This window comes from Collinsella sp. LCP19S3_B6 (genome assembly GCF_052121815.1).
Lineage (GTDB): Bacteria > Actinomycetota > Coriobacteriia > Coriobacteriales > Coriobacteriaceae > Collinsella.
In genome coordinates this window covers 40,736-54,901 of record NZ_JBQKDN010000013.1, presented here as the reverse complement: position 1 = coordinate 54,901, position 14,166 = coordinate 40,736, and the positions used below count along the sequence as shown (strand labels likewise).

At 45.4% G+C, this 14,166-nt stretch carries 10 protein-coding genes and 2 pseudogenes; 2 read left to right on the top strand and 10 right to left on the bottom strand.

Annotation, left to right across the window (positions count from 1 at the left end; all coding sequences use genetic code 11):
• Nucleotides 1-110: 110 nt before the first annotated feature.
• Nucleotides 111-512, top strand: a pseudogene (locus ACTQWD_RS06175) (transposase); the annotation flags it as partial.
• A 29-nt stretch (nt 513-541) separates the two neighbouring features.
• Here the strand turns inward: ACTQWD_RS06175 and ACTQWD_RS06170 are convergent.
• From ACTQWD_RS06170 to ACTQWD_RS06125, 10 genes and pseudogenes are all read right to left on the bottom strand, one after another.
• A pseudogene (locus ACTQWD_RS06170) lies at nt 542-1,636 on the bottom strand (IS256 family transposase); the annotation flags it as partial.
• A 208-nt stretch (nt 1,637-1,844) separates the two neighbouring features.
• Entirely contained in the window at nt 1,845-3,737 is a 1,893-nt protein-coding gene (locus tag ACTQWD_RS06165) for a DUF4422 domain-containing protein (RefSeq protein ID WP_441559539.1), read from the bottom strand.
• An 11-nt stretch (nt 3,738-3,748) separates the two neighbouring features.
• Complete coding sequence (locus ACTQWD_RS06160; protein ID WP_441559538.1) at nt 3,749-4,759, bottom strand: hypothetical protein; 1,011 nt, start codon at nt 4,757-4,759, stop codon at nt 3,749-3,751.
• 149 nt (nt 4,760-4,908) lie between these two features.
• On the bottom strand, nt 4,909-7,044 hold the full coding sequence (locus tag ACTQWD_RS06155) for a DUF6541 family protein (RefSeq protein ID WP_441559537.1): 2,136 nt from the start codon (nt 7,042-7,044) through the stop codon (nt 4,909-4,911).
• Nucleotides 7,045-7,127: 83 nt separating this feature from the next.
• Nucleotides 7,128-7,466 carry a DUF2304 family protein gene (locus ACTQWD_RS06150; protein WP_441547794.1) on the bottom strand — a complete coding sequence of 113 codons (339 nt, stop codon included), beginning with the start codon at nt 7,464-7,466 and terminating at the stop codon, nt 7,128-7,130.
• A gap of 6 nt (nt 7,467-7,472) precedes the next feature.
• Entirely contained in the window at nt 7,473-8,165 is a 693-nt protein-coding gene (locus tag ACTQWD_RS06145) for a glycosyltransferase family 2 protein (protein WP_441559536.1), read from the bottom strand.
• A 215-nt stretch (nt 8,166-8,380) separates the two neighbouring features.
• Nucleotides 8,381-9,262 carry a glycosyltransferase family 2 protein gene (locus ACTQWD_RS06140; RefSeq protein ID WP_441559535.1) on the bottom strand — a complete coding sequence of 294 codons (882 nt, stop codon included), beginning with the start codon at nt 9,260-9,262 and terminating at the stop codon, nt 8,381-8,383.
• A gap of 10 nt (nt 9,263-9,272) precedes the next feature.
• Nucleotides 9,273-10,514, bottom strand: a complete 1,242-nt coding sequence (locus ACTQWD_RS06135) for a lipopolysaccharide biosynthesis protein (RefSeq protein WP_441559534.1) — start codon at nt 10,512-10,514, stop codon at nt 9,273-9,275.
• The gene (locus tag ACTQWD_RS06130; protein ID WP_441559533.1) at nt 10,507-11,655 is read right to left on the bottom strand and encodes a glycosyltransferase; all 1,149 of its coding nucleotides are present in this window, start codon (nt 11,653-11,655) and stop codon (nt 10,507-10,509) included. Before ACTQWD_RS06130 ends, ACTQWD_RS06135 begins: the two co-directional genes overlap by 8 nt.
• A 13-nt stretch (nt 11,656-11,668) precedes the next feature.
• On the bottom strand, nt 11,669-12,823 hold the full coding sequence (locus ACTQWD_RS06125; RefSeq protein ID WP_441559532.1) for a glycosyltransferase family 1 protein: 1,155 nt from the start codon (nt 12,821-12,823) through the stop codon (nt 11,669-11,671).
• Between the two features lie 91 nt (nt 12,824-12,914).
• Here ACTQWD_RS06125 and ACTQWD_RS06120 point away from each other — a divergent pair, with 91 nt between their 5' ends.
• Nucleotides 12,915-14,078: a glycosyltransferase family 4 protein gene (locus tag ACTQWD_RS06120; RefSeq protein WP_441559531.1), complete on the top strand. Its 1,164-nt coding sequence runs from the start codon at nt 12,915-12,917 to the stop codon at nt 14,076-14,078.
• Nucleotides 14,079-14,166: the final 88 nt, after the last annotated feature.

Genomic DNA, 14,166 nt, shown 5'->3' with positions numbered 1-14,166 from the left:
GCCCCCTTCGTTGGTGATTTGTTGTTTAGTCGCTAGAAATCATATGACGGGGCGCGGGCCGTGTTCCGCTATGCGGTTGTCAATTTGCGAAAGAAATTATGCGTCACCCCAGGCGGAAGGCCGCGGCGCGCATGCTGAAGGCGATCCACGCGCAGGAATCGCGCGAGGCATGCGCCAGAAAGGCCGAGGAGGTGGCGGAGAAGCTGGAGTCGATGCGGCTCGGGGCGGCCGCGAGGACGGTGCGCGACGGGTTCGCCGAGACGCTTGCCTACACGGAATTCCCGCCTGAGCACTGGCGCCGGATCAGGACGAACAACGGGATCGAGCGCATCAACCGCGAGATCAGGAGGAGGACTAGGGTCGTCGGGACCTTCCCGGACGGCAATTCGGCCCTCATGCTGGTGACGGCGAGGCTGAAGTACATAGTGGAGCACGAGTGGGGCAAGAGGAGGTACCTGGACATGTCGAAGCTGGAGGAGATGGACGAGCTGAGGGGAAAGGCGGAGGGCTAGAAGAGGACGGGGCCGAGGACGGCTAAATCAATTTGCGAAAGAATCTTGACGGTACCGCCCGTGGAGGGGAACACCTGCACGACGCGCGACCTGCGCTTTATCTCTCGGTTGGTCCTCTCCTGCACGTTGTTGGTGCGCAGGCGCTTCCAGTGGGTCGGCGGGAAGTCGAGGTAGGCCAGCGCGTCGGGCTCGGCCTCCTCCAGCACCGCCGCCGCCCTGGGGCAGCACCCCGCCAGCATGTCGCACGCCGCGTGGTACATGGCCGTCACGGTGGCGGCGTCGCGCCCGCGGAACACCTGCGACACGATCCTGCCCACGCGGCGCCTGAGCTGCCAGGAGCCGGCCTCGCGCATGCAGTCGCGCATGAGGTGGACCGCGCAGCGCTGCCACGCGGCGCCCTGGAAGACCTCGCCGAGCGCCCGGACGAGCCCCGGGTGGGCGTCCGAGACGACGAGCCGCACGCCCACCGCCCCGCGCGAGCGGATAGCCCGCAGGAAGGCGAGCCACGAGTCGTAAGACTCGGTGTCAACCACGTCGACACCAAGGACGCGCCTCCAGCCGCCCGCATCGCAGCCGATGGCGGTGACCACGGCGGTGGAGGCGACGCGCCCCTCGCGGCGGCACTTGACGTAGGTCGCGTCGAGCCAGACATAGGGCACCGGCGAGCCGTCGAGCGGCCTTCCGCACAGATCCTCGATGTCTGCGTCCAGGCTCGAGGCGATTGCGCTCACCTGGTCCTTCGAGAGCCTGGAGACGCCCATCTTCTCGGCCACCCTCTGCACCTTGCGGGTGCTCGTGCCCGTGGCGTACATCTCGGCGACGGCGGCAACGAGGGCGCGGTCGACGCGCTGGTAGCGCTCGAGCACGTCCTCCGGGAAGAAGCTGCCGGAGCGCAGCTTGGGGATGCGCAGCGTCAGCGTGCCGACGCAGGTGGCGAGCGACCTCTCGCGGTAGCCGTTTCGGCTGTTCGCCCCGCCACCGCAGAGCTGGTCGGCCTCGGCGTCCATCACGGCGTTCACGACCTGCTCGGCGAGTCTGCGAAGCAGCTCCTGCATATCGATGGCGCCGTCGTCGAAACGGGGCATGGCGAGCATGTCCGGCGTCGGGTCTGATAAGATTCCCATAGCGGTCTTCGTCCTTTCCTAGAACCTGTTGTTGTGGTGATTTCAGATTCTAGGACGAAGGCCGTTCTTCGTTAAACGGGCGCTAGGGTGTCACCCTTACACCAACATTTTCGACGCGATCACAGCCGCGCTATTAGACAACCCAATAACGCGGCTCAATCTTAATCACCAGAAACTCAACGAACAGAACGCGGACAAGTTACCTCCACTAACAAAAACGCCTAATCAGAGAAACCATCTTAAATATAACTTTATGTCGCTTTGTCCCAACTGGAAATAAAGTCTGTTTTAATCCAAGCGGTCGGTATTCCGCAAGCATAACTAAAAGTGACTCATACGCATCCATACACCTGGCCAAACGCCAATAATCACGGCAAAGTGCATTCGCTGGTTCAGAGAATGGAGTCGTATCCGATGAATAGAGCAACAATCCGCTCTCATCGGAGGCCTTATACTCCTTTACCGTGCACTCGTTGGCCCACATACCAACCTCTTCAAAGGAAGCCACGGGCATACTGCTCGAATACGGGATAAGGCTGAAATTTAGTTTGCGCATCATAAGGCTTCGAACCGCAAATACACTTAGCGGGAAGCAGAAAGCATCTTTAGCGCTGCCCGGTTTCTTTTTATGCGACTGATACTTTTGAAACTCTTTAGCCAACTCGCCTCTTGGATCGATGCCCAGCTCAGATGCACAGGCACAGTACAACTCATATGGCTCAGGACAGACAGTAGAAAGCTGAGACAAATCAACAATAAGAGCGGACGCCTCGCTCATCTCCCAATCACCTGAAGCGGCAAGATATGTGTCACGTAAACGAGACGAAGCTGGCTTATTAAGCTCTTTCTCGAGGAAAACGCTCTTTACGGCAGCGAGTGAATCTTCTACGCCATTAATAATCTCGGCTGGGTCTTTTTTAAAGAAAGCACACCCCTCAACCCAAAGAACTCGATGGCGACCAATCAAATCGACATTCATCATGCGAGGGAGCATAAAAGGCAGAACAATATGCGCTTCGGCAGCATCCATAGAACCAAAGAGGTCGCTGGGTCCAACTACCGGGAAAGTTGCTTGTCTGATTTCCAGATTCTCCGGAATAGCCTCGATTATATTAAGGCAATTGGAAAAGTTAAACTGACAATTATGAATTAAAAGCAAACGATACTTTCTTCTCGCGTCAAGCTGACGAATTAAGCTCTCAAGCGCGACGGCAAATTTAATAGGCGCCAATTCCACATAGCGCCATACGATATCAACCGTTTGGTTATCGACGGCAGCAGCATTAAACGGTGCAGGCGTCTCTTCAAAAAATACAAGCGGGCGCTCCGAGATTTTAATCCCCCTCTTAGAGATATGAGAAACGAATACGCTGTATAGGATCTCGCCCAAATAGCCACAAATACGTTTGTGAGTAGTCGTTTTGTTCTCATAGTCATATTCAGAGTCAAACTGCTGAAGAATCGAAAACTCAAATGCACAGAGTTCGTCGAAGAGGGCCTTCTTCATCACGAAGCAGTTGTAGCCCAGATACTTGGAACCGTTAAGATATGCGACAAGCTCGTCTACATAATCAGGCTGAACAATCTTGCAAATATCAACCATATGGTCTAGCTCCGCTTGAGTAACAAGGCCATAAGCACACATATGGTCCCTTATAGTTTTTTTAGGGCCGCAAGGAGTGGGAACTCCCCTCACGTCCCAATAAGGAGCGCGTACAAGGTCGACCTTCTCGACACAGTCCCTAATCAAAGCCTCGTTTGCTAGCTGATACTTTTTAATTGACAGTGGAGACAAACATTCATCCTCAATCTGAGCATGATCGTTCGACTCATATTTCTTCTCATCAAAATTGAAAAAACGGCGGTAATGGCATTGGCCAACATAATCTGCCTCTAAGTTTTTCCAGGCCCAATACTGACCGCTCATTTCACAAAAAGTGAAATTCCGATCGGAGATATTCTCGCCGCAATCATCGCGCTGGCATCCAGGAATAGTCTCCTTGCCCAAAGAGCCTACATGAACAGGTAGATACAGGTCGGAGCGAGGAATGCAGACGGGCTTATGACACGAAACTAGAATCTTGATGTTGGGTTTAGACATATATCCCCCGGCTACGCCTTAAGCTTAAATTGATCACGATGATTGGCGTGGAACTCAACCATCGTCTTTGTTTGCGCGCCACCGTAACCAAGATGGCCCACAACAATATTTTCATTTACAACCATCACTCGCCCAGTAAAGCATGCATAGTTGCAAATATGCTCCTCGTCGTCTCCAAGGCCATATGGACCTCCGACAAAGGTCAACGGGAAATGCCCAAACTCATTCCATGCATCGCGTGTGAACAGAATGGCACCGATACTATAGCGAATCGGGCAAATTGAATACTGGAAACCTTCATTTTCAATTGAGAAGCGCTCCGTAAGCGCATCGATATCGCGCAAAACAGGCTGAGACTCGCCCCACATATAGCGAGCGACCTTAGGTTCGGAAATGACCTGTCGATTGTGATGCAAACCATCCGAATATTTCATATCCGTGAGACCGGTATTCCTGAAATCATCCAAGAGATTCAACTTATCTAGCAAGCGAAGATGCCCATAGCAACTGACATTAATTAGAGGAGAGACAAACGCAGGCTTATACAGGGTGTTAGACTCAAGTTCCTCATAGGTATCAAGCATCGCCTCAAAGAAGCCCTTGGTCAAAAACATATCCTCATCGAGCTTATAAATCCACTTAGCCCTGGGATGGCATTCAATCGCAATATTCTGAACAACAGATAGATGATTAACAGAAGTCGAAAGATAGGACCAACCATGCTCAGCGGCAATTTGCTTAAGCTCTTCGTTCACAAGCCCGCTGGTCATTACGCACACATCAACATCGGAAGGCACATATGCCGCAATACGGCCAAAAACGTCTTCCCATAATGTCGGCTTATATCCAGCGAGAATAATACAGAGTTTATCACTGCCCTTGCTACGATCGATAAAGTCATGAGTTCCGGATTGGATAGCCCGTACGGCCTCGTCGCCCCGAATATCACGACGAGCCTTTAAGAAAGCCTTTCCAAACTTATTTGAGTTAATGGCATCATAAACAGTGTTTTTAAGAGACATGAAATACTCCTACGAATCAGTGACATGAAAAATAATAAGCCACCCGCTTGTCGACGAGTGGCTTATCGCGAAGCACTAAAAATGAATAGAAATGGAACTTAGCCTTAAAGATTATTCATAAGGTGCTTTGATAACAACAGAAAGAATAATTAATTGAACGCAGAATAGTCTATCTCATAAAGTCGCATATCATCTTCCGACATAAGAAGCTTGAGTCCCGGAGTCGAATCTTCGATCGAATTAATGCCTTGCCATTTGTCCCAAGTATAGTAACCATAGTAGCAGCGCTCGTCGTTGACCTCACCACCATAGTCCAGATCAAGAATGTACTTAATACCATTTTCTTTAAGGATGCGTTGGACATCTTCGTTTGTAGCAAGCTTGTCGAGATGCAATCTTAGCGTTTGATTATCACTTGTCTCATTACCGAGCATCTCTGCAGCAGATCGGCGGTATAGAAGGTTTAAGCCATATAAGGGGTATGCGAAAGCGCTACCGTCATCTGCGTTGTTATATATCAAACTATCATCTTTTTCGAGAAACTCGGCTACGCGCTTACAAAAAACCCGCTCTTTAGGGTCAAACAAGTTGTCACGCTTCGAATCATTCGCAAGCGTTGAACAGTTCTGGTAATCACCCAAACCCGTGTAAACCCGTCCAAATCCAGGCAAGTTGAAATCGTTAACATATAGGGCACACATAGTAATAATCAAACATACAAAACAAGCTGATATCTTTGCCCAAGGTTCATATCCAAGTCTGTTGAATATCCTCAAAGCAAGCGAATAGACAGCCTCTAAACCAACAGCAGCCAAGGGAATTGCCATGAGGCTGGCACATGCACCCAGACGATACGGATCGGTATACCAAAAACCCGCAAGAAAATGCTTTAAAAACCCGGATGATGATGCCCCGATTATATATATGATGGCAGCGAACATATACGAGAAACACAACCATGAAGACTCTTTATTGCGAAGCAAGGCAAAGAAGCCAATTGCAACGAACAAAGCAAGGAGATAATTGCCTGCCGGGAGCCGAAAAGACAGAGCCAATACATTAATAATAGCCTGTAAATGCGAGGCGGTTACACCCCAGGTGAAAGAAACAGTATTACTTAAAGCTGGATTAATAAAGCAAACAATCCAAATAACTAGAATCAATAAAGCGGGAATCGCGAGGGAAGTTAATCTCACTGATAGAGGCATGTCAGAATCTACATATTTTTGTTTCACAACATACCAACGCGAAAAGCGCAAAACAACAAAAGGCGCAAGAAGGACAGCCATCGTAAATATTGCATTTGGGTGAGAAAAACAGAGCGATAGAACGCCTAATAAAAATGCAGCAATGTAGTTCAGGCTGAACCGCTTTGCGCACGCACCGATCGTATTAATAAAAATAGCGGCACAAGCTGGCACAAGCATAAGACCCAAAGTATTAGGGAACAAAGGACCTGACACTGAAATTAAAGTGCCCCAGGGAAAACTATTAAAAGCGAATAATACTAGCGCCCCAGCAATTACCACACCGCGTTCTTCCTTGAATACTGTTTTTAAAAACAGAAATACGCTAGACGGTAAGACAAATAATAGCATTACATAATTTGTAACGTTTGTCGCAAACGCAACATCTTGTCCAGAGAAGCTCGCAACAAGGGCTGCAAGCAAATGCCAAGCCGCAGGATAAAAGCCGCTAGCAACTGAAATAATCGAACTAGACATCACATCATGATAAATGCCGACATTAACTGTCGAATAATCACCGCTGTCAATAAAAGATCTAATAACAGCAAGATGAAAAGAATTATCCGAATCCTGTATGAAAGAAGACGGCCCATCTAAAGGAAGCACATACGTTTTAGTTGCAATAACAAAGGCAATGCCAATGTACAGAAATAGTATTAACCAGTTTGAACGACCCGAGGATGGCTTTGCTACATCAGTATTGCGTGAGCGACTAAATGATGCAATCAGTAAAAGTATCAAAGCAAGGAGTAGACAGGGGAGACTCAGACTTACCCATGAAGCATAAAATCCAAGCTTAGAGTAAATAATGCTTATTATTTCAAGCAATGCAATTGAAAACAACGGTGCAGCTAAAAGTGAATCAATCCTGCTAAAACACATCAAACGTGAAAAAGCAAATCCAGGAATCTCCAAGAGGAACAATAGAAAAAGCGAAGAAATGAAGAAAGCGGCCCACATAGAATTAACCAACCTAGGTTCAGGTACATTGCTGAAATGCACAGGCATTAAAAATGAAATACAAGCATGAATTAACACGCACAATAAATCTTGTTATTTACAACAAAGCATGTACAGAAGAAAAGCAAATGTTGAAAAAGAACGTGTTCAGGATCAGTCGATCATTTGGCTTTATCAATATCGCTAAGCGCAATCGACTGAGCCAACCCATTAATACGCTCCTCCTGCTTCGAAAGTCGCAAGGAATTTGAGAAATCCCTCACTACGAGAACGGCGATAACGTAAAGAAAAACAAAATTAGAGGCGGACACAAAGCCAAGTTCTGAAGAAATAATTAAAGCTATTTCGGGAAATAGGCCCAACAATACAAAACTCAAGCTAAACAAGATCCAAAACATGGAATCGAGAACCTGCATCTGAGATCTCTTCAATTTATGAATAACGAAGAAGAAAACAAGAGCAGCAAATATAATGAGTAATGCACGCAACGTAAAAGTCATTTACAATCACCTAAACCATTGAACAATTAGCAGCGTAGCAAACACTCTAAGCATATACTGCATTGACTTTACAGGATTTAAGTAGCTCACGCCGCCTTGGCGTTCACGCATTGATACCTGAACTTCAGAGACCGAATACCCTTGTTTTAAAAACAAAGCGATTGATTCGGGTTCAGGATTGAGAGTGTTGTCGTAATAGTATCTTTCAAGCACGGGACGGCTAAATAATCTTAAGCCCGAGGTCGGATCGCTGATGCGATGCCCAGTCAGCATCTTGATTAGCACTGTAATCATGCGCGAGCCAAGCATGCGCATCGATTTATCTTTGCGAATAGTAAGAAACCTGGAACCGATAACGATATCTGATCCAGCGCGTTCCGCTTTCTCAACAAGAGAAGCCAAATACTCCGGGCGATGTTGTCCGTCAGCATCAAACTGAATCATATAGTCGTATCCATGATCAACGGCAAATCGAGCTGCAGTTTGAAAACCAACAGTAAGGCCGCAGTTAATCGGCATGTTAATGACCTTGCAATCTAACGATTTGCATATTTCACCCGTACGATCGGACGAACCATCATTGATGATAATGAAGTCAACCTCTGGAGCAACCGAACGGAGCTCTGTTACTGTGCCTTCGATGCACTCTTCTTCATTATATGCAGGAATCGCAATAAGCACGTTCGATTTAAAAGACAACCGAGCACCATTCTCTCATGACAAATAAGTAGGACCTGAACATTCATTCTATAAATCTTATTAACAACCATGTCGTGCTGTTTTATATTTTCATTGCTTCAGCCAATTACACGATCGGGACGCCAATGGCACTTAACAAGCTGCAATATACCTTAAAAGGAACATTGACCCAGCATGTTAGAAAATAGTTTGATTTATTAGCTGAAAGACAAGTCTCAACGTTTACCATCCTCCATTAACATGTAATATGCTATCCAAGAAGGCAAATAACATAAAATAGCAAGAAGTTTGTGATCACTATTCCTATAACTTCTCTTTCTATAAGCTATGCGATAGGCCGCCAATAATAAAGTCATTTGATAGCATTTTTGAATGAAATGCTTAGACATATTCAGGCTTAACTCTTTAACAAGAATGTAACCCAATGGATTTTGTCTAATTAAGGAATATGAATTATCAGTGAGACCACCTTCTTGGTAAGTGCCTAAAACTAAAACTTGATTAACGAGACTCATTTTATAATGTTGGGCAATTGTATAGGAGACGATTCCTTCGGAAATAAATTTCTCGCCTTCAACTACTGGATATGGATATCGCTTTAATAAATTAGTTTTATATATTTGCGCCGCATCACCTTTGAACCCATATTCATAGTATAAATCCCAAACATTAACCTCTGAAAGGCCACTGGGCATCCAAGTTCCAAGAGGCGAATCGACCGCTGACCCACGCAAAGCGATAACTCCAGCGATATCGTCATCATTCCAAATAGATCTAAAGTAATGCGCGACGACTTCAAGAGCATTTTCAACAAGCCAGTCATCAGAGTCCAAGCCAAAAAAGATAGGACAATCGCAATGATCTAAGGCTAAATTCGTCGCTCTTTGTTTTCCGCCATTTTCCTGAAAAAAATATCGTATGGGAAATGAAGCTATATCTGATAAATTCTCTACAACTTCCTTCGTATCGTCTGTTGAGCCATCATCAACAATCAGCCATTCAAAATCATCGAAAGACTGTCTCGTAAGACAATCGAAAATACGTCTCAAATAGCCAGAACGATTGTATGTTGGGGTAAATACACATATATAAGGCATAGAACCTCTCTCAAACAAAATGGCTTCTCAAAGCCACAAGAAGAAAAACAGCCATCCCCGCAACGCTTGCCAAAGCGGATGCAATGCAAACAAACGTAACGCCATTCATATCAAAAACCAAAATTAATGGGAATGCAACAACAGAGGCAATAATAGCAATGACGCTACCACAAAATGCACCTCTGAATACGCGAATCGAAATGAGTAAGTCATTCATAAACCACATGAAGCCCGTAAGGACCGCGAGAACAATCAAGGGGTACAGCAGGTACACGTAGTCGTGCATTTGCGTACCGTAGAGCAAGACCAACACCTTTTCGCCGAAACAGGTAACTCCTAGCATTGAAACGAAACAAACGCACGTCATTCCTGCTATACAACGAAACATAAGGCTTCTAAACATCTGATCATTTTTGTCATTATAACTTTCAGCAAAATAAGACAACAAAGGATTGTAGATATATGAAGCTCCCATCTGAATTATCGCAACGGGAGCAGCAGCGGATGCGTAGATTCCTAAATACGAATCCCCAAAATGAGATGCCAAAATTTGACGCGGCAGAGAAGCGGCAGAACTTGCTGCAACCGCGGCGATAACAATAGGGAAATAACAAATCAATAGATGGCGCGCCTTTGACCACGAGATCCCTAGCTTCAAATGTTCAAACGCGGTAGTGCGCGGATAATCAAAAAATACGCCGATGGCGGCCATCAAAAATGCCAGGAGTATGAATGTGACAACAAGATTATGGCTGAAATAATAAAAGGTTGAAAATCCGATCACAGAGAGAAGACCCTGAAGAATTAGAGACTTTCCAATAAAATCCATTCGATGATTGCTTTGATCACAAGCGTGAAAAACATCTATCGTCAGAGCTAATAACCTGTAAATGGAATAAACAATTGTAATCAAAACCGCATAAGGCGATACAGTCATCACCGCATACACAATGAGTAAGACAAAAGCAATTGCATTAGTAAGAAGCCGAAATGACAGATATTCCCCGAGAGAATTTTCACCGGTTGTATCACTAATTTGGATCGTATACATACGATACTGGCTAATAGGAGAAAACACGCCAAATATAGCAACAGCCAGAGAGTAAAGACCAGCATCATCAAAGCCTGTAGAAAGACGTACAACAAGAATGGATATTAGCCACTGACATCCAAGATTAACTATAGATCCTATAGCATTCCAGGCCATGTTAGTGCGAATCGATAAAGGTTCATAATTTGACTGATTAATCACAAACGGAATCCTTGCTCATACAACTAATCAAAACGTTTCTAATCAAGGTTGCCGATTGACCTATTCCAAAACCACAATCAGCAACCTCTTGGGCGCAAAGCTCCCTATTTTTTGGAGTAAACTCCAAAAGACCAATGGCAGTGTGTGCCCAAACTTTAGGATCGTCAGAAACTGAAAGGCGTCGACAATAAGGCATAGCCGACACCATTTGAGGAGAATTCTCAGTAATCACGCAAGGAAGCCCAGACGCCTGAGCCTCCAGGGCCGCCAAACCAAAACCCTCAAAAAGCGACGGAAACAAAAAACAATCCATAGCACAATACAATCTATTCGTCTCAAGAGACTGACCGGTAAATAGTACTGATTCTGACAATCCAAGATCTCTTACGTAATCCTGTACAGATTTAAGGCCTTTTCCATTACCGACCAGCAGGAGCTTAGATTTCTGATCGCCCATTTCTTTATGAATCTCAGCAAAAACGTCAATCAAAAACCTATGATTCTTCTGTGGATGGAATCTCCCTACGTGTCCAAACACCGTCTCGTCGTTCTCAATCCCAAGTTTTTTTCGGATTTGAATACGTGTATTTGAGTCAAAAAGATAATTATTGGTATCAATAGCGTTTGGAATAATAGCGACATCATTCACAAAGCCACTCTTCGCTGGGAACATGAATGATCCAGCCTCTTCAGAACATGCAACCAGGGATGATGCATACCGCAGAACTCGTCTTTTATGCAAAAAATGCAAGACGCCATTGATGGCATTTCCCATATTTTGAGAGTTATGGGCATGCAAAACAGTTGGAACAGAACAACGATTTGCCTCGATCACGGGGGTTATATCACTCAGAGTGCAAACATTGAACCAGAAACAGTCAAACGCATTGTGCTCAAACAGTTCTTTTAGCGCACTTCTATATCCAAAGGGATTCTTCAAACGGCTGGGGACAACAAAGCAATTAACCTCATAGTCCATTTCATTGATAAATGAAGAACCCAGAAATGGTGGCACTTTATCGATAACGAGAAAATCAAAAATAATTGATTTATCTTGACGATGAATTTCTCGAGCATAGCTGAGAATAAAAGACTCGACTCCGCCCATCAAGGAACTCAACCCGAAAACAAGGACACGCATTTAATACATCCAATCAGATTGCTACGTGATCTAAATACAGCGCAGTAAGGAAGCCAGCGGCACACGTAATATCGAAACCGGATTCCCCCACATAATTAACTCCATCGATTCGATCCGAGTCTGCACGAATTGGCTCATCGACCATTCTCTCAGCCCACGCAGACGTGCTGTTTAGACTATCCATCTTATAAGCGTAAGGGCTGCAAACCGCCATATCGGGCAGAGCAGGTGACAGGATACAAGGAAGTCCAGAGGCCTGAGCCTCAATAGCAGCTATTCCAAGACCTTCCCACTTTGACGGAAAAACAAACAGGTCCATGGCCATCAACAAATCAGGAATATCCGACCGCACACCCAGAAATACAACTTTGTCGCGAATATTTAATTCAGCTGCAAGCTGTTCCGTGTCATTACGAAGAGGACCCCTGCCGATAAGAAACAAACGCCCATCAAAATCACCGCCGCCGCACTTTGAAAAAGCCTTCAACAAGAATTCGTGATTTTTTTCATCTGAAAAACGCCCAATATGGCAAATAGCTTTCTGTTCAGGAGCTATGCCAAGATCACGCCTCATGGAAGATCTTGTTTTAGATGAAAACTTGTAGCGCTTAACATCGATCCCGTTATTTAATACGGAGAAACGATTGCTCGTAACAACCGAATTGCCAAAGCGGTCCACACCCGCCTCGCGAGAGCAAGCTAAATAGTAGTCGGCAATATAACGTGTGGGGTATGAGAATAAACGGAAACCAATTTCAAGAAGCGAAAGGCTTGGATTTGTATTATGGCTATGTGCAATACAGAATAATCCAAATTTTTTTGCTTCTTTTATTACAAAGCAGGCGGATGAGCCAATATGCACATGCACCGCACAGTAGTTATGATGCGTGCGGAAAAAATCACGGCACTGTTTTATATACGAAACGGTGTTAATCCCATTCAGACGATCGATAAAAAAAATCGACCCACCCAAAGCGCGAATTTCAGAATCGAAATCACACTCTCTAGTTTCGTGGACAAGAAAATCAAATTGCAAAATGGACCTATTGATATTTCGATACACATTCATAATCAACGTTTCGGCGCCGCCTCTATCCATGGCGCCTATCACATGAAGAACCCTGCGAGGACAATCGCTATTAACAGGATCCATGCTTTTAACGATCAAGAGATTTCCCTCCGAATGAATGTTTTGCACTGATTATACTAATAGTCGAGGTAACTAACCGAACAATCAATTTATGGAGCTGTTTCATTATATGGGCGACAATTCCTACATTTGCATTTTCTCGGCACTATTTGAACCGCATGTCGGTGGAGTTGAAACTTACACAAAAGGTCTAGCAACTGCGCTCGCAAAGAAGGGGAATAAAGTCATCGTAGTTACGATGAATACCGAATCTGCTTCGTCAGAGGATGTAATTGATTCTATTAAGATTCTAAGACTCCCTTGCTACAACTTGCTTAAAGGCAGATATCCATTCCCAAAAATGAACGCTGATTACCGCAAAGCTTGGAAAACGCTCGAGTCCCTTAATATCGAGCGCGTTATTATTAACACTCGATTTTATCCTCTAAGCATTGAGGCTGCTCGATTTGCATCGAATGCGGGGGTTCGGCCCATAGTTATCGAACATGGCTCTGCGTATTTAACTCTCGGAAACCATGTCATCGACCCGTTTATTCATCGAGTGGAAAATATACTTATCAATCGGATTAAAAAATACGATCCCTGCTTTTATGGCATTTCGAAAAAAGCAAGTGAATGGCTTTCTCAGTTTGAAATCACAGCCGAAGGAGAAATACATAACGCGATAGATCATGTCCAGTTTCGCAGCAAATCCAGTGGCCGGAATTTCAGAGAAGAATTTGAAATCGGTAGTGATTCAGTTTTAATTTCATTTGCGGGACGGCTTGTTCCGGAAAAGGGAGTTTTGGAGCTTATCGAAGCTGCCAGGTTGCTCGAAGAAAACCCGGCAGTTTGCGGCGGTAAGCTTACAATTGCAATCGCGGGTACTGGCCCGCTTTTTTCAAAGTCAGAAAAGATTAAACCCGATAATACGATCTTACTTGGGGGGCTATCCAGAGAAGACTTAGCTTCTTTAATGCTGCAATCTGATGCATGCTGCCTCCCTTCGCGGTCTGAGGGCTTTTCCACAGTCTTACTAGAAGCTGCAGCTTGCGGTACTCCCCCTATTGCGACGGACGTTGGCGGAATGCAAGAAATTGCACCCAATAACCAGTTTGGAATCCTAATTAGCTCAATGCGGCCCATGGATATAGCTAACGGCATTCAAGCAGCTTGTTGTTCAGAAATTGGACTAAAACAAATGGGCAAGAATGTTAAAACGCGCGTTGAAAATAAATTTACATGGAGTGAAACCGCAAAAGAAGCGATATCTGCTATGGAACACGCTAAATAATAAAGCGAATGCTTGTACGCTAAGACAACATTGCGCCCGGCGGTCACTTATCCACCGGGCGCAAAAATTACCTGAAATCAATTCGACA

Coding starts and splice junctions, on each gene's coding strand:
- ACTQWD_RS06120 (WP_441559531.1), top strand. CDS start 12,915: ATGGGCGACAATTCCTACATTTGCATTTTCTCGGCACTATTTGAACCG.
- ACTQWD_RS06160 (WP_441559538.1), bottom strand. CDS start 4,759: ATGTCTCTTAAAAACACTGTTTATGATGCCATTAACTCAAATAAGTTT.
- ACTQWD_RS06165 (WP_441559539.1), bottom strand. CDS start 3,737: ATGTCTAAACCCAACATCAAGATTCTAGTTTCGTGTCATAAGCCCGTC.
- ACTQWD_RS06140 (WP_441559535.1), bottom strand. CDS start 9,262: ATGCCTTATATATGTGTATTTACCCCAACATACAATCGTTCTGGCTAT.
- ACTQWD_RS06150 (WP_441547794.1), bottom strand. CDS start 7,466: ATGACTTTTACGTTGCGTGCATTACTCATTATATTTGCTGCTCTTGTT.
- ACTQWD_RS06130 (WP_441559533.1), bottom strand. CDS start 11,655: ATGCGTGTCCTTGTTTTCGGGTTGAGTTCCTTGATGGGCGGAGTCGAG.